Genomic DNA, 20,285 nt, shown 5'->3' with positions numbered 1-20,285 from the left:
CAAATATAAAATACTATGAATGGATTATTATTAACAGACGGATACAAAACAGGACATCATCAACAATACCCAAAAGGCACTGAAGAAGTATATTCTAATTGGACGCCGCGAAGCAATAAATATGCACCAAAAGGTTGCGACAAAGTAGTTTCTTTTGGTCAGCAATATGTTATGCAATGGTTACATGATTATTTTAACGACCATTTTTTTTCAAAACCAAAAGAGCAGGTGTGTAATGAAATTAAAGAAGAGCTTTCTATGTATCTTGGAGCAGAATATGATGTTTCACACTATGAAAAATTACACGATTTACAATACCTTCCAATAAAAGTAAAATCATTGCCCGAAGGCGTAGAGGTTCCAATAAGGGTTCCAATGCTAACGGTTGTAAACACTAACAAAGAATTCTATTGGATAACCAATTTTTTAGAAACTATTTTATCTACAATGTTATGGCAACCTATGACTTCTGCGTCTATAGCAATGCAATACAAACGTGTTTTTAAAAAATGGGCAGTGTTAACAGATAGTGAAAGCTTGGCGTTTATAGATTTTCAAGGGCACGATTTTTCAATGAGAGGTATGGGAGGTTTTGAAAGTGCATTGTCTTCTGGGATGGGGCACGCTAGTGTTTTTTTAGGATCAGATACGCTTCCTGTTATTAGTGGTATGCGTAAATATTATGATGCAAAAGGATTTGTTGTGGGATCCGTAAATGCAACCGAGCATTCTGTTATGTGTGCAGGAACAAAAGACGACGAAATAGGTACTTTTAGGAATTTAATGACAACATATCCTAAAGGCATTTTATCTGTAGTAAGTGATACTTGGGATTTATGGAAAGTGCTTACAGATTATTTACCAAAACTAAAAGGAGAAATTCTTGCAAGAGATGGTAAATTGGTTGTTCGTCCTGATAGTGGAGATCCTGTTGATATTATTTGTGGTGAATTGAGACAGGTAGGAGGTGTGAAACCGCAAGAAAAAGGAGTAATTGAGTTACTTTGGGATATTTTTGGTGGGACTATCAATAAAAGTGGATTTAAAGTTCTAGACCCTCATATAGGGGCTATTTATGGTGATAGCATTACTACTGAAAGAGCAGAACAAATTTGCCAAAGATTGCACGATAAAGGATTTGCAACCACAAATGTTGTTTTAGGAATAGGGTCTTTCACTTACCAATTTAACACAAGAGATACTTTTGGATTTGCAATGAAAGCAACATCTGTGGTGGTTGAAGGTGAAAGACGTGAAATTTTTAAAGACCCGGTGACAGATGATGGTGTGAAAAAATCAGCGAAAGGTTTGATTCGAGTTGATTTAGTTGATGGTGACTATATATTGGTAGATCAAGTTTCTAAAGAAGAAGAAGATAATGGGGAGCTAAAAGTGATATATAATAATGGTGAATTTTTAAACCGAATTACATTAGAACAAATAAGAGAAAAAATAAATGGATGTATTGGATTTTGATTTTTACGAAAGGCTAAAAAAGGACTATCAACAACACAAAAGTATTTTTGTTGCTTACGATTATGATAATACCGTTTTTGATTATCATAACCAAGGCATTAGTTACATAAAAATAATAGGATTATTGCGAGTTTGTAAATCTTTAGGTTTTACACTAATATTATTTACTGGAAATGAAGGTGATCAATTAGAAATTATAAAGGAAGATTTAATTAATCGAAACATTCCATATGATTTGATTAATGAAAATCCATTGATGAAAACTCGAAAACCATATTATAACATTCTGTTAGATGATAGAGCAGGGCTAAAAGAAGCGTATTACAATTTAAAAAAGTTAACAAATGACATACGAAATAAAAAATTTTAAAGACGGGCAGGTTACCGCTAAAATTATTGAATCTGGAGATTTGCATATCAAAATAAGAGGAAATAGTTATGAAGATTTATTCAGAATTGCATCTATAAAGGAAGCCTGGGACAATGAAAATACTACTAATAAAAAACTAACTACTACGTTAACGATTTACTGTCTTATAGGTCAACGTTCTGACAGACGTTTTAATGATTTAGAATCTTTTGATTTAAAAATAATCACAAGCTTTATAAATACCATGAATTTTGATAGGGTTGAAATATTACACCCACATAGTAGTATAACATTAGCTTTAATTAATAATTCAAAAGAGTTGAAAAATTACGAATATGTTAAAAAAGCGTATAGTGATATTGGTTATCCTGTTTTGGTAAGTCCAGATGCAGGTGCTTATAAAACAACTCATGAAATTGCTGAAAAACTACATGCAGATTTAGTTCCATCGAACAAAGTTAGAATTAACGGCGTGCCAGTTATAAGTATTCAAGGTGATGTAAAAGATAAAAAATGTTTGATTGTTGATGATTTAGCAGATGGAGGAAGAACGTTTAAATTTCTTGCAGAAGAGCTGAAAAAACAAGGAGCAGAAAGTGTGTTTTTATATGTTACACATGCGCAGTTTAATTATGGTTTTGCTGAATTAAAAGAATCAATAGATCATGTTTATTGCACGAATAGTTATAAAAATATTGATGATGATTATGTTACACAGTATAAAGTAATTGATGCTTAATTCTGAAGTTTATAGATTTTGATTTGGTAAAAAAAATCAAAATCTATAAACTAAATCAGCCGTCACACAATAATCCAACCTAACATCGCTTTCAAAAACATCGTTAATTTCAGTTTCAGCTTCAAAAAATGAGAGCCCAATTTTTATAGTTTCTGGTTTGCAATGGGTTAAAAAACGATCGTAAAACCCCTTGCCATAACCAACGCGATTTCCTTTTTTATCAAAAGCTAAAAGTGGTATAAAAACAACGTCTATTTTATCGTTAGAAATGTCGATACCATCAACTGGTTCAGGAATGTTGTAGCTGTTTTTTTTTATAACCGTATTATCTGTTAGTAGAAAGTTTGTCATCAAACCCGTTTCAAAGTCACTTTTAGAAATAATAATATGCTTGTCTTTTCCTGAAAGTATATTCAAAATATATTCGGTATTAACCTCTTTTTGTTCTTCAATAGCTAGAAAAATATGATAAAAAGAATATTCCCAAATAGGCAGTTTTAAAAGTTGGTTGGCAATAGACATGCTTAAATCATCAACTTGAGTAGTTGATAATGCTTTACGAAGTGTTTTATATTTATTTCGTAAGTCTACTTTAAGCATCTTGTATTAGCGTTTAAGTTTTGTTGATACATGAAACAAGGCGTCACCTTGATAAACAATGGGCGATTCATTCACATTTATAATATACCCAGAATTTTGTGCTTTTACGGCTTGGTTTAATTTGCCATACGGGTCTGTAATATATCCTAAAACATCCCCTTTTTTTACATGGCTACTAATGGGTATAGTAGCTCTAAACATTCCTGAAAAACTGGCACGTTGCCACCTACTTTCGTTAATAAAAACCGTATCTGTTTTAGGTTTGGTAACTTTAGATTGTGAGTTTAACATCCCTAAATGTTTCAAAACTCTTTTGGCACCATTAACACCATGGGTTGTAATGCTTTCATCGATATGAAACGATTTGCCACCTTCAAAAAGTAACATAGCTTTTCCTAGTTTATAACAACTATTTCTAAACGATTTGTTTAGGTTTTTAGAATACAAAACAAACGGTGCAGCAAATACTTTTGCCAACTCGTTAAGATGTCTGTTTTCTTTTGAAATGCGTATTTGTGGCGCATTAAAACGTCCGGATCCACCCGTATGAAAATCTATAATACAATCTACGCAGGGCACAATATCATGCATTAATTTATGCGCTACTCTACTGGCTAAAGAACCATCAACCGTACCCGGAAATACCCGATTTAAATCTCTGCCGTCTGGAAATTCACGTTTTAAATTTATAAACCCGAAAACATTAATTACTGGTATGCAAATAATAGTACCAATTTTAGGTTTGTTAATACCGCTAGCTATGAGTTGTCTAACAATTTCTACACCATTTACTTCATCTCCATGAATACCCGCAGTGAACAATACAATAGGGCCCGGTTTTTTAGCGCGCTCAATAATAATGGGCACATTTACGGGCGATGAGGTGTGTAGATTGGCAACATCAAAATCAATTTCTTTACTTTCACCTGGGTATATTTTAGTATCCAGAATTGTTAAAATGTTGTTTACTAATGTCATGCCTAAATACGTTTACTTCGTTCTATATAAGTGATGATGCTTTTGGCAATATTTTTTCCGGTAGCTTCTTCAATACCTTCTAAACCAGGTGTGGAATTCACTTCCAAAAGCAAGGGTCCACGTGCCGATTGTAGCATATCGACACCGCAAACGGGTAATTTTAGTACACGGGCAGCATTGATAGCTAAGCGTAATTCGGCTTCGTTTAATTTTATAATATTTGCAGAGCCACCACGATGTAAATTAGAACGGAATTCCCCTTCTTTTCCTTGGCGTTTCATGGCGCCAACCACTTGTCCATCCACTATAAGCGCTCTTAAATCGGCACCTTTGGCTTCTTTAATAAACTCTTGAACAATTACACGGGCTTCCAAACCATTAAAAGCTTCCAAAACAGATTCGGCTGCATTTTTTGTTTCTGCTAACACAACACCTAAGCCCTGTGTGCCTTCCAATAATTTTATAATCACAGGTACACCGCCAACGTGTTCAATAACTTCTTCAACATCGCGAGAGTAGTTGGTAAAAACGGTTTTTGGCATGCCTATTCCTGCTTTGCTTAAGCGTTGTAAACTACGTAGTTTGTCTCTAGAGCGTTGTATAGCGTCAGAAGTTGCAATGGTAAATACATTCATCATTTCAAACTGGCGAACCACCGCACAACCGTAAAAGGTGATGGAGGCTCCAATTCTAGGAATTACGGCATCTACGTAATCCAAATAGCGATCTTTGTAATAAATGGTAGGTTTTTCCCTTTCAATAATAATATCGCATTTTAAAGGGTCAATAACTTCTATTTTATGGCCCCGTTTCTCGCCTTCTTCAACAAGTCTATCAGTTGAATAAAGATTCGCGTTTCTGGATAAAATAACTATATTCATAAGGGTTTATTATTATAAGAAGTGTTTTCTAAATCTACATCCACCATAAATTTTCGTTTTAAAAATTGTCTGCCAATTAATACAGGAAACTTCATATCGTCTCGGGTACTTAAGGTTAAATTAATCTTATATGTTTTACAAAAAAAAATGACTTCAGATTTTATTTTATATCGGTTTTCTTTCAATCCGTTACTGCTTTTTACAACGGTGCTTGAATATTCATTAAAAATAATCTCGGTTTTTCCAAAATTCTGATGTTTATCACTGTTAAAAATGCATCGTAAAGTATTGTTTTCTTCAATAATTTCATCATAATGAATGGTAGAGGTGTAAGCGCCTGTATCAACTTTAACATCAATATTAAATAGCCCCAATTTAGGAAAATCTACTTTATCAACTCTACCAATTACTTTTTTGATCATTTAATAGTTTTAAAATCTGCCGCAATGTAGCGAATACTTATTTAGCCTCAAAGTTTAACAGATTTACAAGGTGTTATTTCAGTATTAAAAATTAAAAAATTACCTTTGAGACAATGGACAAACCTACTTTAGAAATACAATTACAAACCTTACCAAACCAACCAGGGGTTTACCAGTATTATGATGCTGAAGGTACTATTTTATACGTTGGAAAAGCCAAAAATTTAAAGAAACGGGTTAGTTCCTATTTTACTAAAACTCACGATAATGGAAAAACACGTGTATTGGTAAAAAAAATAGCGACTATTAAACATATTGTGGTTGATACCGAAACCGATGCGTTGTTACTTGAAAATAATCTCATAAAAAAGTACAAACCCAAGTATAACGTGATGTTGAAAGACGACAAATCGTACCCGTGGATTTGTATAAAAAACGAACGTTTTCCTAGGGTGTTCTCAACCCGCAGGGTTATTAAGGATGGATCGGAATATTTCGGACCCTATACAAGCATGAAAACGGTTCATACACTATTAGATTTAATAAAAGGTTTGTATTCCCTTCGTACTTGCAATTATGATTTGTCTGAAAAAAATATTGAAGCCGGTAAATACAAAGTATGCTTAGAGTACCATTTAGGAAATTGCAAAGGCCCTTGTGAAGGTTATGAAACCGAGCAAGAATACCATGAAAACATTAAAGATATCAAAGAAATTTTAAAGGGAAATTTTAAAGATTCGTTGCAGCAATTTAAGCTTCAAATGAAGCAATATGCTGAAAATATGCAGTTTGAGGAAGCTCAAAAAATTAAAGAAAAAATTGAGGTTCTTGAAAATTATCAGTCTAAATCTACTATTGTAAATCCGAAAATTAGCAATGTGGATGTGTTTTCTATTATGAGTGATGAAAGTTATGGTTATGTTAACTTTTTACAGCTATCATACGGTTCTATTATTCGTTCGCATACTTTAGAAATTAAGAAGAAATTAGACGAAACCGATGTGGAGTTATTAGAGTTAGCCATCACTGAAATTCGTCAGCGTTTTCATTCTAAATCAAAAGAAATTTATGTGCCTTTTAAAGTGGAATTGGGCGAAAACATTAAAGTAACCGTACCACAATTGGGCGACAAAAAACACATATTAGATTTATCGCTTAGAAACGCCAAATATTACCGCATGGAGCGTTTTAAACAAGATAAAATTGTAGACCCCGATAGGCACGCCAACCGAATTATGGCACAAATGAAAGCCGATTTAAGGTTGCATGAAGAACCACGACATATTGAATGTTTCGATAACTCGAACATACAAGGAACCAACCCTGTAGCGGCATGTGTGGTTTTTAAAAATGGAAAACCAAGCAAAAAAGACTATAGGCATTTTAATATTAAAACAGTTGAAGGACCAGACGATTTTGCTTCGATGGAAGAGGTGGTATATCGGCGTTACAAACGTATGTTGGATGAAGAACAAACCTTGCCACATCTTATCATTATTGATGGTGGAAAAGGGCAACTCTCTTCGGCGTTAAAAAGTCTGGATGCTTTAAATTTAAGAGGAAAAATTGCAATCATCGGAATTGCAAAGCGTTTGGAAGAATTATTCTACCCAAACGATCCAATTCCATTATATTTAGAAAAAAAAAGCGAAACGCTTAAAGTGATACAGCAATTGCGTAATGAAGCGCATCGTTTTGGTATAGAACATCACAGAAACAAACGTAGTAAAAGTGCTTTAAATACCGAGTTGGAAACCATTCCTGGTATTGGTGAAAAAACGGTAGTCGATTTGCTAAAACATTTTAAATCGGCTAAACGTGTTGCTAATGCTAAGTTAGATGAATTGGAAACAGTTGTAGGAGTGTCAAGAGCCGAAAAAGTTTATAATTATTATCACAACAAATAACATCATAATTTGAAAACCAAAATAATCATATCAGCCTTATTTATGCTGGTGTTGTTTTCCGCGAAAGCGCAAAATGACACATTAAAAAACAGCACTCCAAAAATAGGATTGGTGTTAAGTGGCGGTGGCGCCAAGGGGTTGGCGCATATTGGTGTTTTAAAAGTGATTGATAGTCTTGGTATAAAAATTGATTATGTGGCAGGTACCAGCATGGGGTCTATTATTGGTGCGCTATATGCTTCTCGTTATACAGGCAAGCAACTCGATTCTATTTTTAAAGAAATTGATTTTGATAATTTAATAAACGACGAACTACCTAGGGCGTCCAAAGCTTTTTACGAGCGTAATAATTCTGAAAAATATGGAGTTACACTGCCGTTTGATAATTTTAAAATCAAGTTACCATCGGCACTATCTCGTGGGCAGAATACTTATGGTTTGTTTTTAAGGCTCACGTTGCATGTTAGCGAGATAAATAAATTTGACGAATTGCCCATCCCATTTTTCTGTATTGCTACCAACATAGAAACAGGGAAAGCAGTGATATTGGATTCAGGGAATTTAGCACAATCTATCATGGCAAGTGGTGCGTTACCCTCTTTATTTCAGCCAGTTAACATTAATGGACAAATATTAATAGATGGTGGTGTAGCAAACAACTATCCGGTTGATGAGCTACGTGCCAAAGGCATGGACATTATTATTGGTGTAGATGTGCAAGATGGGTTGGCTACCAGAGACGAATTAACATCGGCTCCAGATGTTTTGGTTCAAATTAATAATTTTAGAACCATTAACGACATGAAATTGAAGGTTAAAAAAACCGACATTTATATTAAACCAGATATTAAGGATTATTCGGTGGTTTCATTTGATGAGGGTTCAAAAATTATTGAAAGCGGTAAACAAGCCACCTTGGAAAATATCGACGCTTTAAAAAAATTAATGAGCAGTAATTTTACTGAAATAAAATCGAAAGTTAATTGTTGCGTGCACGACAGTATTTCAATTAATAATATTTTTATAAACGGAAATAGTAAATATACCCGATCTTATATTTTAGGAAAGCTAAAATTAAAAACCAACGAAAAAATAACTTATAATTATTTTAATAAAGGCATTAACAATTTAGTTGCTACAAATAATTTTGATTCATTTGAATATGAATTAAAAAAAAGTGTAAACAAAGAAGGTTATGATTTAACAGCGAATTTGGTAGAAACTAAAACGACTACCTTTTTGAAATTCGGATTACATTATGATGATTTATACAAGAGTGGTGCTTTGGTTAACTTAACAAAAAAACGATGGTTGTTTGATAACGATGTGGCTTCTTTAGATGTTGTTTTAGGTGATAATGTAAGGTACAATTTCGAATATTTTATTGATAGAGGTTTTTATTGGAGTATTGGGTTAAAATCCAGATACAATCAATTTAATAAAAATATAAGTGCGAAATTACTTCTAGATGATGCTCAAATGGCGAGTTCCGAATTAAATAAAATAGATGCTAAATTGCAGGACCAAACCAATCAAATTTATATTCAAACCTTATTCAGGAAATATTTTTCAATAGGAGCCGGATTAGAGCATAAACGATTGGAAATAAAAACAGAAACACTTACAGCAAATAACCAAACCAATAATTTTATATTTGAAAATACCGATTATTTAAGTGTATTTGGTGGGTTGAAATTAGATACCTACGATAATAAATATTTTCCTAAAAAAGGATTGTATTTTGATGGTGATTTGCACATGTATTTATACGCTTCCAGTTTTAATGAAAATTTTGATAATTTTTCTATTGCAAAGGCCAATATGGGTTATGCATTTAGTGTGTCTGATAAATTGGCATTTAATTTACAAACGGGTGGGGGTTTTAAAGTTGGCGACAAATCAACACAAAAATTAGATTTTGCACTTGGTGGCTATGGCAATAATTTAATAAATAATTTTGTTCCTTTTGTAGGTTACGACTTTGTTTCCATTACCGGCAACAGTTATGTGAAAGCATTTTTAAGTGCCGATTATGAGATTTTTAAAAAACAGCACATTACATTAGAAGGCAATTGGGCAAATGTAGACGATGATATTTTTGAAACAGGCGAATGGCTTTCGCTTCCTAATTATAATGGCTATGCTCTAGGTTATGCTATTGAAACGTTTCTGGGCCCCATCCAAGCAAAATTTAGTTACTCACCAGAACTAAGACAAAGTTATTGGTTTTTTAATGTTGGTTTCTGGTTTTAAAAACTAGTGTTTATCTCTGCAAAAGTCATCATCAATTAAAAGAAAATTTAAAAGTGTTTTAAGTTGAACAACTTAATAGTGCTCTACTTTGCCAAAATTTAAAATTATTCCAAACTAGGTTTTTTATTAGTAATTCTTTCATTTTTGTAACAAATTAACATAAAGGTCTTCTTAATAAATAGATACAGTAAAAGTAATTTTTATATTTTTGGAACAGTAATTGCAAATTCCTGTTTATAATATAATTATAAGATTTAAGAATTTAATTACAATTACCCAAACAAAATGAAAAAGACACTACTTATAATATCGGCAATAATAATAACGCAATTCACATTTGCACAACAAGAATCTGCATTTGGTGATGGTGAATGGTTTCAGTTTAAAATGAGCTATAGTGGTTTTTTAAAAGCAGGAAACGCTTCACTTAATGTAAGGGAAACAAAACTCAATAATAAAGATGTTTATCACGTAGTAGGTAAAGGTTGGACCTCTGGCATGATAAAATGGTTTTTTAAAGTGAAAGATCGCTATGAAAGCTATTTTGATAGACACACGTTGTTGCCTTATAAATTCATTAGAAATATAGATGAAGGCGGCCATACCAAAGATTTAGAGGTAGAATTTGACCAAAACAATAACAAAGCCTACGTAAACGACAAAAAGAAGAAAACCAAAACAGTTTTTGATACCAAACCAAACATTCAGGATATGGTTTCAACTTACTACTATTTACGAAATAAAATAAATATAAATAGTTTAAAAGTTGGTGATGAAATACGTACCGATATGTTTTTTGATGAAGAAAATTACGGATTCAAACTACAATATTTAGGCACAGAAACCATTGATACCGATTTTGGCAAAATAGAATCTATAAAATTTAGGCCTTATGTTATGGCAGGTCGTGTTTTTAAAGAAGAAGAAAGTTTAACGCTTTGGGTGTCAAAAGATAAAAATAAAATACCTTTGCGTATCAAGGCCGATTTAAGAGTAGGTTCGCTACGAGCCGATCTTGAAGCTTTTAAAGGATTAAAACACCCTTTTAAAATAGTTGTTGAAAATTAAAAGACATTTTGAAATCTAAAATAAACAATCAACTTAAAGAAAAATACGAGGCAATAGACCAAGATATAGATGCTTATTTGGAAGGTTTATTGCACAGTAAACCTATAAATTACTGGGATTATATTCAAACGGATGTTTTATTAAATCTTCAAGTACAACGCACCGTTTTTCCAGATGAAATGGTATTCATCATGTATCATCAAATAAACGAATTGCTGTTTAAAATGATACTTGTTGAAATTGACCAAGTGGCAAAAAGCAAAGAATTAACCGTGGCATTGTTCACAGATAAATTAATGCGTATAAGTCGCTATTTCGATATGCTTACATCATCATTCAGTATCATGAAAGATGGTATGGATGTAGATCAGTACAATAAATTTAGAGCCACTTTAACACCTGCAAGCGGATTTCAAAGTGCCCAATACCGAAAAATTGAATTTGCATCTACCGAATTAATAAACTTAATTGATAAGCGGTTTCGTGATAATTTTGACAGAAATTCTTCTTATGAAAACGCTTTCGAGCATTTATACTGGCAAGCTGCTGGAAAGAATTACGAAACAGGCAAAAAAAGTTATACATTAACAGTTTTTGAAGAAAGATATAAAGACGAATTTATTAGATTTGCCCAGTTTTATGGCACAAACAATTTATACTCTAAATTTAAAGAGCTTCCTAAAGAGGCCAGAGAGAATGAAGAGTTAATTAATGCCATGCGCCATTTTGATTATACCGTTAATATAAAATGGGTGATGGCACACTATAACACAGCAAATCATTATTTAAATATAGGTGGTAAAACTGCCGAAGCAACAGGGGGAAGTGAATGGGTAAAATACATGCATCCAAAGTATCAAAAAAGAATATTTTTTCCAGACTTATGGACAAAGAAAGAGATAGAAGAATGGGGAGTAAATATTTAGTAGTTTTATTAGCATTATTAAGTTTTATTGCGTGTAAAGAAAAAGAGCAACCCGTTGTAGAAGAGGTTGTTGTTGAGGAACCTGCCGATATCTATGAGTTTGGTTTTAATTTAAGCGATTTTGTTGTAAAGAAAGATACCGTTAGGAAAGGTGATAGCTTCGGAGTTATTTTAGAACGTAACAATATTGGTTATCCAAGAATTTTTTCAATTGCTGAAAAAGCCAGAGACACGTTCGATATTAGACGCCTTCAAATAGGAAAACCATACACGCTACTTTGTTCTAAAGACACCTTGGAAGTCCCTAAACATTTCATATATCAACCCAACCAGGAAGAATTTGTGGTGATTAGTTTTCAAGATTCCATTCATGCCTACACAAGCAGAAAACCTATTAAATATGTTGAAAAAACAGTAACGGGTGTATTAAATAGTAGCATATCTCAAGCGTTGGATAAAAGAGGCATCAGTCCTATTTTAACCAACATGTTGGCAGAACAAATATATGCATGGACTATCGATTTTACGCGACTTCAAAAAGGTGATACGTTTAAAGTAATTTATACCGATAAATATATTGACGATACTATTTACGCAGGCATCCATAATGTAAAAGCGGTTGTGTTCAACCATAAAAACACGCCATATTATGCCTTTAGGTATCGAACAGATTCCATAAAAAACATATACGAATATTATAATGAAGCTGCTAAAGATTTGCGTCGTGCCTTCCTAAAAGCACCCGTAAAATTTAGTAGAATATCATCCAAATACAACTTAAATAGGCGTATTGCGTATTATGGGTTTGCGCTGCGTCCGCATAAAGGTACCGATTTTGCAGCTCCAATTGGAACGGAAATTATGGCAACCGCCAATGGTACCGTAACAGAATCGCAATATAAAGGCGGTAATGGTAATTATGTTAAAATTAGACACAATAGCACCTACGAAACGCAATATTTGCATATGCAGAGACGTAAGGTTAAAGTAGGCGACCATGTAAAACAAGGTGATGTTATTGGTTGGATTGGAATGACGGGAAATACTGGAGGGCCTCACGTTTGTTATCGTTTTTGGAAAAATGGTAAACAAGTAGATCCGTTTAAAGAAAAACTATCACAATCAGAGCCTATTGCAGAATCACTAAAAGGTGACTATTTGAATTTTATTAAACCAATAAAAGTAAAATTAGATGCATTACCTATTTTCGACGATTCAAAAGAAAAAGAGGTTAAAACTACGATAAAACAAAAAGAATAGATTATGGCACTACCAACTATCAATCCAACAACTACGAACGCTTGGAAAAAGCTTCAAGATCATTTTAATAAAGTTAGTAACAATCACATAAAAGATTTGTTTGCTAATGATGCTGAAAGAGCTAATAAATTCACCATAAATTGGGATGATTTTTATGTAGATTTTTCTAAAAATAGAATTACTGAAGACACTTTAAAATATCTGTTAGAATTAGCCGATGAGGTAAAATTGAAAGACGCTATTAAAAGTCAGTTTTCAGGTGAAATAATAAATGAAACTGAAGGTCGTGCTGTTTTGCACACTGCTTTACGCGCACCAAAAGACGCAAACTTCAAGGTAGACGGCGTTAATGTAATGCCAGAAATATATGCTGTAAAACAAAAAATTGAAGCATTTACTAATCAAGTTGTAAATGGCGAACTGAAAGGTTTTACAGGAAAAGCATTTACCGATGTGGTTAATATTGGTATTGGTGGATCAGATTTGGGTCCTGCTATGGTTGTAGATGCACTTCAATATTATAAAAACCAACTAACTACTCATTTTGTGAGTAATATAGATGGCGACCATGTAAACGAAGTTATTAAAAAGCTAAATCCAGAAACAACGTTATTTGTCATTGTTTCAAAAACATTTACAACACAAGAAACACTTTCTAACGCCAATACGTTGAAAGCTTGGTTTTTAAAATCGGCTAATGAAGATGCTATTGCAAAACATTTTGTAGCAGTTTCTACCAATATAAAAAATGTAACAGCTTTTGGAATTGCAGAAAACAACGTATTCCCTATGTGGGATTGGGTTGGAGGTCGTTTTTCACTTTGGAGTGCTGTTGGTTTAACCATTAGTTTAGCCGTAGGTTATAAAAACTTTGATAGCTTATTGCAAGGCGCCAATAAAATGGACGAACATTTTAAGAATGAAGATTTCAAAACGAATATACCTGTGGTTTTAGCACTAATTAGTGTTTGGTACAATAACTTTTTTAAAGCTGAAAGTGAAGCTATTATACCATATTCTCAATACTTAAACCAGTTTGCTACCTATTTGCAACAAGGTATAATGGAAAGTAACGGTAAAAGTGTTGATAGAAATGGAAACCCAATAAACTACCAAACAGGCACTATCATTTGGGGAGAACCTGGAACGAATTCACAACATGCTTTTTTTCAGTTAATACATCAAGGAACTAAATTAATTCCTGCCGATTTTATTGGATTCACGCAATCATTACACGGCAATAAAGACCATCAAGACAAATTAATGTCTAACTTTTTGGCGCAAACAGAAGCTTTATTAAATGGTAAAACAGAAGCTGAAGTGGTTGCTGAAGGAACAGAAACTAAAATAGTGCCATTTAAAATATTTGATGGAAACAAACCAACCAACACTATATTTATTAACAAATTAACGCCAGAAAGTTTAGGTAAATTAATAGCTATGTACGAGCACAAAATATTTGTACAAGGTATTATTTGGAACATTTTTAGTTACGATCAATTTGGCGTTGAATTAGGAAAGCAATTAGCTAGCAAAATTTTACAAGAATTTAACAGTGCAACTGTTAATAAACACGATTCTTCAACTCAGAATTTATTGAATCATTACAAGAAAATGTCTTAAAAACATAAAAAAAGTTAAATAATAGTATTGAAAAAAGCATTTATATGAAAAATATAGATGCTTTTTTGTTTATATATTAAGATTTTGATATGTTAACAATAAGTTAATAATCTAACGATAATAATGCGTAATTTTGCGTCGACTAATTCAATAAATTAATCTCTATTATGAAAAAAATTTCACAATTATTATTAATGTCTGTAGCTTTACTATGTACTACAGTCATGATGGCTCAAGTAACTTCGTCCAGCATGAGTGGTCGGGTTATAGATGCTGAAGGGCCTGTTATGGGAGCAACAGTTATTGCTACTCACACACCTTCAGGTACTACTTATGGTGCAATTACAAATACCGAAGGGCGTTACAATTTGCCTGGTATGCGTGTTGGCGGACCATATAGTGTAGAAGTATCTTATATTGGATATGGAAAAAACATAACTAATAATATTATGATTAGGTTGGGAGCAGCTTATGTTCATGATGTAGTTTTAAGTGAAGAAAATGTTTCCTTAGATCAAGTTGTGATATCTGCAAAAAGAACCAAGTTTTCTGCTGAGAAAACGGGTGCTACTACCAACATCTCTAATGCTGAAATGTCTGCGATGCCAACTATTAATAGAAGCATTTCTGATATTGCACGCATTTCTCCATATGCAAATGGAATGAGTATTTCAGGAGGCGATGGTCGTTCAACAAACTTTACTATTGATGGGGCTAATTTTAACAACAACTTTGGTTTAAGCTCTAGCTTACCAGGTGGTGGAAGTCCAATTTCATTAGATGCGATTGAAGAAGTTCAAGTAGTAATCGCTCCTTTTGATGTTCGTCAAACAAATTTCATTGGTGGTGGTATTAATGCGATTACCAAATCGGGAACTAATAAATTTAAAGGTTCTGCTTATACCTATTTTACTAACCAAGATATGCGAGGTAATAGAATTGGTGATACTGATTTTGGAGTGCGTGCAGAGGAATCTACAAAAATTTACGGATTAACTTTTGGTGGTCCAATTATTAAAAATAAATTATTCTTTTTCGTTAATGCAGAATCTATAGTGAAGCCAGGACAAGTTGTTACTTGGAGACCTTCAGAAGATGGTGTTGCTGACTTAGATTTACAGCTTTCACGTACTAGTATTGCAGATATGGAAAGAGTAAAACAACATTTAATTACTAACTATGGTTACGATCCTGGTTCTTATAGTGATTATCCTGCTGATGAAACTAACAAAAAACTTCTTGTTCGTGTTGATTGGAATATCAATGATGCTAATAAGTTAAGTGTGCGTTATAACCATACTAAAAACCAAGGATGGAATCCTACAAACGGTAACTCAACAGATGCTGGTTTCCGTAATAGAACAATGGATCGTATTTCACAATACTCTATGGCCTTCTCTAATTCTATTTATTCAATGGATAATATAGTAAATTCATTTTCATTGGATTTAAATAGTAGAATTTCAGATAAGTTCTCAAATCAGTTTCTTGTTACCTATTCAGAAATTCAAGATGCTCGTGGTACCAATTCTTCTCCATTTCCTTTTATAGATATTATGAACGGTGTAACAGGAACAGGAGCGCAGGTTCTTGAACCTTATATATCTGCGGGTTATGAACTGTTTACTTGGAACAATGCTGTTAATAACAACACATTTACTGCCATAGATAATTTAACTTATTATTTAGATAATCATACAATTACGGGTGGGTTAAGTTTTGAACATCAGTTAGCGAACAATTCCTATATGAGAAATGGAACTGGTTATTATCGTTATGCTAGTATTGATGATTTCCTTAACCAAGCGGCTCCAAGAGATTTTGCTTTAACTTATGGTTACGATGGTGAAAAAAATCCGAATGCTGAAGTTGCTTTTAATCAGTTCGGAATTTATCTTCAGGATGAATGGAACATTAATCCTAACTTTAAATTATCTTATGGAATTCGTGCCGATTATTTAAAGTATGAAGACAATTTAATTAGAAACAATGCAATTTATGACCTAGATTTTGGTGGTAGAAACATTGATACTGGAAAATGGCCAGATGCAAATGTTCAAGTATCTCCAAGAGTTGGTTTCACATGGGATGTTAAAGGTGATCAATCAATGAAACTTCGTGGAGGAACAGGTATTTTTTCAGGAAGATTACCATTGGTATTCTTCACAAATATGCCAACCAACTCAGGTATGGTACAAGGAAGTTATGCAGCTACTACCACATATAATTCAGATGGTACAGTAAATGTAGTTAATCCAGCCTTGGCTAGTTTAGCAGGACCAATGATTACAGATGTTGATGAAATGATTGATAGATTGGGCTTGCCAAATACAATTACTCCTGAGGATGGGGTTTTACCACGTGATGTAAATGGTGTAGATCCTAATTTTAAAATGCCACAAGTATGGAAAACTTCTTTGGCTTTTGATTATGAAGTTCCAGTTTCTTTCCCATTATCTGTTACCTTGGAAAGCATATATACTAAAACCATGAATGGTGTGATGCTTAAAAATTATAACTTAGAACAACCAGATGCTACATGGCAACGTTTTTCTGGTGCTGATAACAGATATATTTACCCAGCTAGTGCTGATATTACTTATACTTCAAATAATGCATACGTTTTGTCGAACACTAGTAAAGGTTGGGGATCTATAACTAACATTACTGTTAATGCTGAACCAATAAATGATTTGAAGTTAATGGCAGCTTATACCTATACAGAATCACAAGAAATTTCAGGAATGCCAGGTAGTAATGCTGCTTCAGCATATACAGGGTTAGTTACAGTTAACGGTCCTCATTTACCAGAACTTCAACGTTCTCAATATGTGGTGCCAAGTAAAGTAATGGAAAGAGTAAAACAACATTTAATTACTAACTATGGTTACGATCCTGGTTCTTATAGTGATTATCCTGCTGATGAAACTAACAAAAAACTTCTTGTTCGTGTTGATTGGAATATCAATGATGCTAATAAGTTAAGTGTGCGTTATAACCATACTAAAAACCAAGGATGGAATCCTACAAACGGTAACTCAACAGATGCTGGTTTCCGTAATAGAACAATGGATCGTATTTCACAATACTCTATGGCCTTCTCTAATTCTATTTATTCAATGGATAATATAGTAAATTCATTTTCATTGGATTTAAATAGTAGAATTTCAGATAAGTTCTCAAATCAGTTTCTTGTTACCTATTCAGAAATTCAAGATGCTCGTGGTACCAATTCTTCTCCATTTCCTTTTATAGATATTATGAACGGTGTAACAGGAACAGGAGCGCAGGTTCTTGAACCTTATATATCTGCGGGTTATGAACTGTTTACTTGGAACAATGCTGTTAATAACAACACATTTACTGCCATAGATAATTTAACTTATTATTTAGATAATCATACAATTACGGGTGGGTTAAGTTTTGAACATCAGTTAGCGAACAATTCCTATATGAGAAATGGAACTGGTTATTATCGTTATGCTAGTATTGATGATTTCCTTAACCAAGCGGCTCCAAGAGATTTTGCTTTAACTTATGGTTACGATGGTGAAAAAAATCCGAATGCTGAAGTTGCTTTTAATCAGTTCGGAATTTATCTTCAGGATGAATGGAACATTAATCCTAACTTTAAATTATCTTATGGAATTCGTGCCGATTATTTAAAGTATGAAGACAATTTAATTAGAAACAATGCAATTTATGACCTAGATTTTGGTGGTAGAAACATTGATACTGGAAAATGGCCAGATGCAAATGTTCAAGTATCTCCAAGAGTTGGTTTCACATGGGATGTTAAAGGTGATCAATCAATGAAACTTCGTGGAGGAACAGGTATTTTTTCAGGAAGATTACCATTGGTATTCTTCACAAATATGCCAACCAACTCAGGTATGGTACAAGGAAGTTATGCAGCTACTACCACATATAATTCAGATGGTACAGTAAATGTAGTTAATCCAGCCTTGGCTAGTTTAGCAGGACCAATGATTACAGATGTTGATGAAATGATTGATAGATTGGGCTTGCCAAATACAATTACTCCTGAGGATGGGGTTTTACCACGTGATGTAAATGGTGTAGATCCTAATTTTAAAATGCCACAAGTATGGAAAACTTCTTTGGCTTTTGATTATGAAGTTCCAGTTTCTTTCCCATTATCTGTTACCTTGGAAAGCATATATACTAAAACCATGAATGGTGTGATGCTTAAAAATTATAACTTAGAACAACCAGATGCTACATGGCAACGTTTTTCTGGTGCTGATAACAGATATATTTACCCAGCTAGTGCTGATATTACTTATACTTCAAATAATGCATACGTTTTGTCGAACACTAGTAAAGGTTGGGGATCTATAACTAACATTACTGTTAATGCTGAACCAATAAATGATTTGAAGTTAATGGCAGCTTATACCTATACAGAATCACAAGAAATTTCAGGAATGCCAGGTAGTAATGCTGCTTCAGCATATACAGGGTTAGTTACAGTTAACGGTCCTCATTTACCAGAACTTCAACGTTCTCAATATGTGGTGCCAAGTAAAGTAATTGGATCTGCTTCATATAAAATCCCTTGGTGGAATGATGCAGTTAAATCTTCTACATTTGTTAACTTATTCTATTCTGGTTACTCTCCTAATGGATATAGCTTTACCTATTCAAATGATATGAATGGTGATGGTATTGCAGCCGATTTAATTTACATACCTAAAGAAAGGGGTGATATCAATTTTATCAGTACTGCTGAAGAAGATGCATTCTTTAACTTTATGGAACAAGATAGTTACCTAAAAGCAAATAAAGGTAAATATGCTGAAGCTAATGCAGCACGTAGTCCTTGGGTTCACAGCTTTGATCTTAGATTATTACGTGAGTATTATATTAACGTAGGTGAAACTAAAAATACTTTACAATTTAGTTTGGATTTTATAAATGTAGGTAACATTTTAAATTCAGAGTGGGGTGTTGAAAAAAACAATAACATATCAAACAATGGTAAGGTTTTAAGATATGAGGGTAGAGATGCTAATAATGTTCCTTCTTACTCGTTCGCACCAACTGATGGTGTAAAAACTTATGATTATAACTACTATTTTGGACAAACTTGGAAGCTTCAAGTAGGTGTTAAATATTCTTTCTAAGTCTATTTATTTTATTAATAAAACGAACCGTTACTTTTTAGTAGCGGTTTTTTTATACTTTTAATTATTACATTTGCAATTATAAATTTTAAAACCTTTTTTCATGTACGAAACTATATTAAATCTTCATTCTTATTGGGCATACCTTGTGCTTTTAATTTTAATTATTGCGGTTATAAATGCTTTAGTAAAAGTATTTGGAGATAAAGAATATGAAGCTAAAGATTTTAGAATATCGCTGTTTACCTTAATCGTATCACATATTCAATTATTAATTGGTTTGATATTGTATTTTGTGTCTCCTCGATTTGAATTGTGGGCAGAAATGGGCGGTGAAGTTATGAAAAACGCTATGGCACGTTTGTATTTAGTTGAGCATCCATTAGTTAACATTATAGCAATTGCATTAATTACTATTGGCTATTCAAAACATAAGAAGAAATTAACATCAAAAGCAAAACTAAAACCAATAGCTATTTTTTATAGCCTTGCTTTGGTATTGTTTTTATCAAGAATTCCTTGGAGTACTTGGTTGGCTTAGAAATTAAAATAAAAAAAGAGGCTGTCTAAAAAGTGTTTTTATATTTGTTTTGTCAGGTTGAGCCTGTCGAAACCATTATTAATCGTTAGTAAGTT

General features: G+C 33.1%; 15 protein-coding genes. 11 read left to right on the top strand and 4 right to left on the bottom strand.

The window, feature by feature from the left end:
* Positions 1 to 15 precede the first annotated feature (15 nt).
* The 3 genes from EV196_RS01655 to EV196_RS01645 are packed head-to-tail and all read left to right on the top strand — an operon-like array spanning position 16 to position 2,585.
* Positions 16 to 1,476 (top strand): nicotinate phosphoribosyltransferase, encoded by a 1,461-nt coding sequence (locus tag EV196_RS01655; RefSeq protein ID WP_132214229.1) that lies wholly within the window; start codon positions 16 to 18, stop codon positions 1,474 to 1,476.
* Positions 1,457 to 1,846 carry a hypothetical protein gene (locus tag EV196_RS01650; protein WP_132214227.1) on the top strand — a complete coding sequence of 130 codons (390 nt, stop codon included), beginning with the start codon at positions 1,457 to 1,459 and terminating at the stop codon, positions 1,844 to 1,846. Before EV196_RS01655 ends, EV196_RS01650 begins: the two co-directional genes overlap by 20 nt.
* On the top strand, positions 1,821 to 2,585 hold the full coding sequence (locus EV196_RS01645; protein WP_132214225.1) for a phosphoribosyltransferase family protein: 765 nt from the start codon (positions 1,821 to 1,823) through the stop codon (positions 2,583 to 2,585). Before EV196_RS01650 ends, EV196_RS01645 begins: the two co-directional genes overlap by 26 nt.
* 36 nt (positions 2,586 to 2,621) lie before the next feature.
* Here EV196_RS01645 and EV196_RS01640 read toward each other — a convergent pair whose 3' ends face one another.
* From EV196_RS01640 to EV196_RS01625, 4 genes are read right to left on the bottom strand one after another with little or no spacing between them, the layout of a single operon-like run.
* Positions 2,622 to 3,185 carry a 5-formyltetrahydrofolate cyclo-ligase gene (locus tag EV196_RS01640; RefSeq protein ID WP_132214223.1) on the bottom strand — a complete coding sequence of 188 codons (564 nt, stop codon included), beginning with the start codon at positions 3,183 to 3,185 and terminating at the stop codon, positions 2,622 to 2,624.
* A 6-nt stretch (positions 3,186 to 3,191) separates the two neighbouring features.
* A complete protein-coding gene (locus EV196_RS01635; protein ID WP_132214221.1) occupies positions 3,192 to 4,163 on the bottom strand; it encodes a succinylglutamate desuccinylase/aspartoacylase family protein in 972 nt (323 codons plus the stop codon).
* 2 nt (positions 4,164 to 4,165) lie between these two features.
* Positions 4,166 to 5,044, bottom strand: coding sequence for a 30S ribosomal protein S6--L-glutamate ligase (rimK, locus tag EV196_RS01630; protein ID WP_132214219.1), 879 nt, complete (start codon positions 5,042 to 5,044; stop codon positions 4,166 to 4,168).
* The gene (locus tag EV196_RS01625) at positions 5,041 to 5,466 is read right to left on the bottom strand and encodes an ATP-dependent zinc protease family protein (RefSeq protein WP_132214217.1); all 426 of its coding nucleotides are present in this window, start codon (positions 5,464 to 5,466) and stop codon (positions 5,041 to 5,043) included. The genes rimK and EV196_RS01625 overlap by 4 nt, the downstream gene beginning before the upstream one ends.
* 113 nt (positions 5,467 to 5,579) lie before the next feature.
* On the opposite strand from EV196_RS01625, the gene uvrC reads away from it, so the two are divergent.
* The 8 genes from uvrC (at position 5,580) to EV196_RS01585 (ending at position 20,190) form a co-directional block, all read left to right on the top strand.
* The gene (uvrC, locus tag EV196_RS01620) at positions 5,580 to 7,373 is read left to right on the top strand and encodes an excinuclease ABC subunit UvrC (protein WP_132214215.1); all 1,794 of its coding nucleotides are present in this window, start codon (positions 5,580 to 5,582) and stop codon (positions 7,371 to 7,373) included.
* Between the two features lie 9 nt (positions 7,374 to 7,382).
* Complete coding sequence (locus EV196_RS01615; protein WP_317128007.1) at positions 7,383 to 9,626, top strand: patatin-like phospholipase family protein; 2,244 nt, start codon at positions 7,383 to 7,385, stop codon at positions 9,624 to 9,626.
* A gap of 285 nt (positions 9,627 to 9,911) precedes the next feature.
* Complete coding sequence (locus tag EV196_RS01610) at positions 9,912 to 10,694, top strand: DUF3108 domain-containing protein (protein WP_132214213.1); 783 nt, start codon at positions 9,912 to 9,914, stop codon at positions 10,692 to 10,694.
* Positions 10,695 to 10,702: 8 nt separating this feature from the next.
* The gene (locus EV196_RS01605) at positions 10,703 to 11,620 is read left to right on the top strand and encodes a tryptophan 2,3-dioxygenase family protein (RefSeq protein ID WP_132214211.1); all 918 of its coding nucleotides are present in this window, start codon (positions 10,703 to 10,705) and stop codon (positions 11,618 to 11,620) included.
* Positions 11,578 to 12,879, top strand: a complete 1,302-nt coding sequence (locus EV196_RS01600) for a peptidoglycan DD-metalloendopeptidase family protein (protein ID WP_243652154.1) — start codon at positions 11,578 to 11,580, stop codon at positions 12,877 to 12,879. Before EV196_RS01605 ends, EV196_RS01600 begins: the two co-directional genes overlap by 43 nt.
* A 3-nt stretch (positions 12,880 to 12,882) precedes the next feature.
* Complete coding sequence (pgi, locus tag EV196_RS01595) at positions 12,883 to 14,502, top strand: glucose-6-phosphate isomerase (RefSeq protein WP_132214209.1); 1,620 nt, start codon at positions 12,883 to 12,885, stop codon at positions 14,500 to 14,502.
* A gap of 167 nt (positions 14,503 to 14,669) precedes the next feature.
* Entirely contained in the window at positions 14,670 to 19,649 is a 4,980-nt protein-coding gene (locus tag EV196_RS20090; RefSeq protein ID WP_243652153.1) for a carboxypeptidase regulatory-like domain-containing protein, read from the top strand.
* Between the two features lie 103 nt (positions 19,650 to 19,752).
* On the top strand, positions 19,753 to 20,190 hold the full coding sequence (locus EV196_RS01585) for a hypothetical protein (protein ID WP_132214207.1): 438 nt from the start codon (positions 19,753 to 19,755) through the stop codon (positions 20,188 to 20,190).
* The last annotated feature ends 95 nt before the right edge of the window (positions 20,191 to 20,285 follow it).

The organism is Mariniflexile fucanivorans (genome assembly GCF_004341235.1).
GTDB lineage: Bacteria > Bacteroidota > Bacteroidia > Flavobacteriales > Flavobacteriaceae > Mariniflexile > Mariniflexile fucanivorans.
The sequence above is the reverse complement of the archived record's forward strand: the minus strand, read 5'-3'. Positions and strand labels throughout refer to the sequence as shown.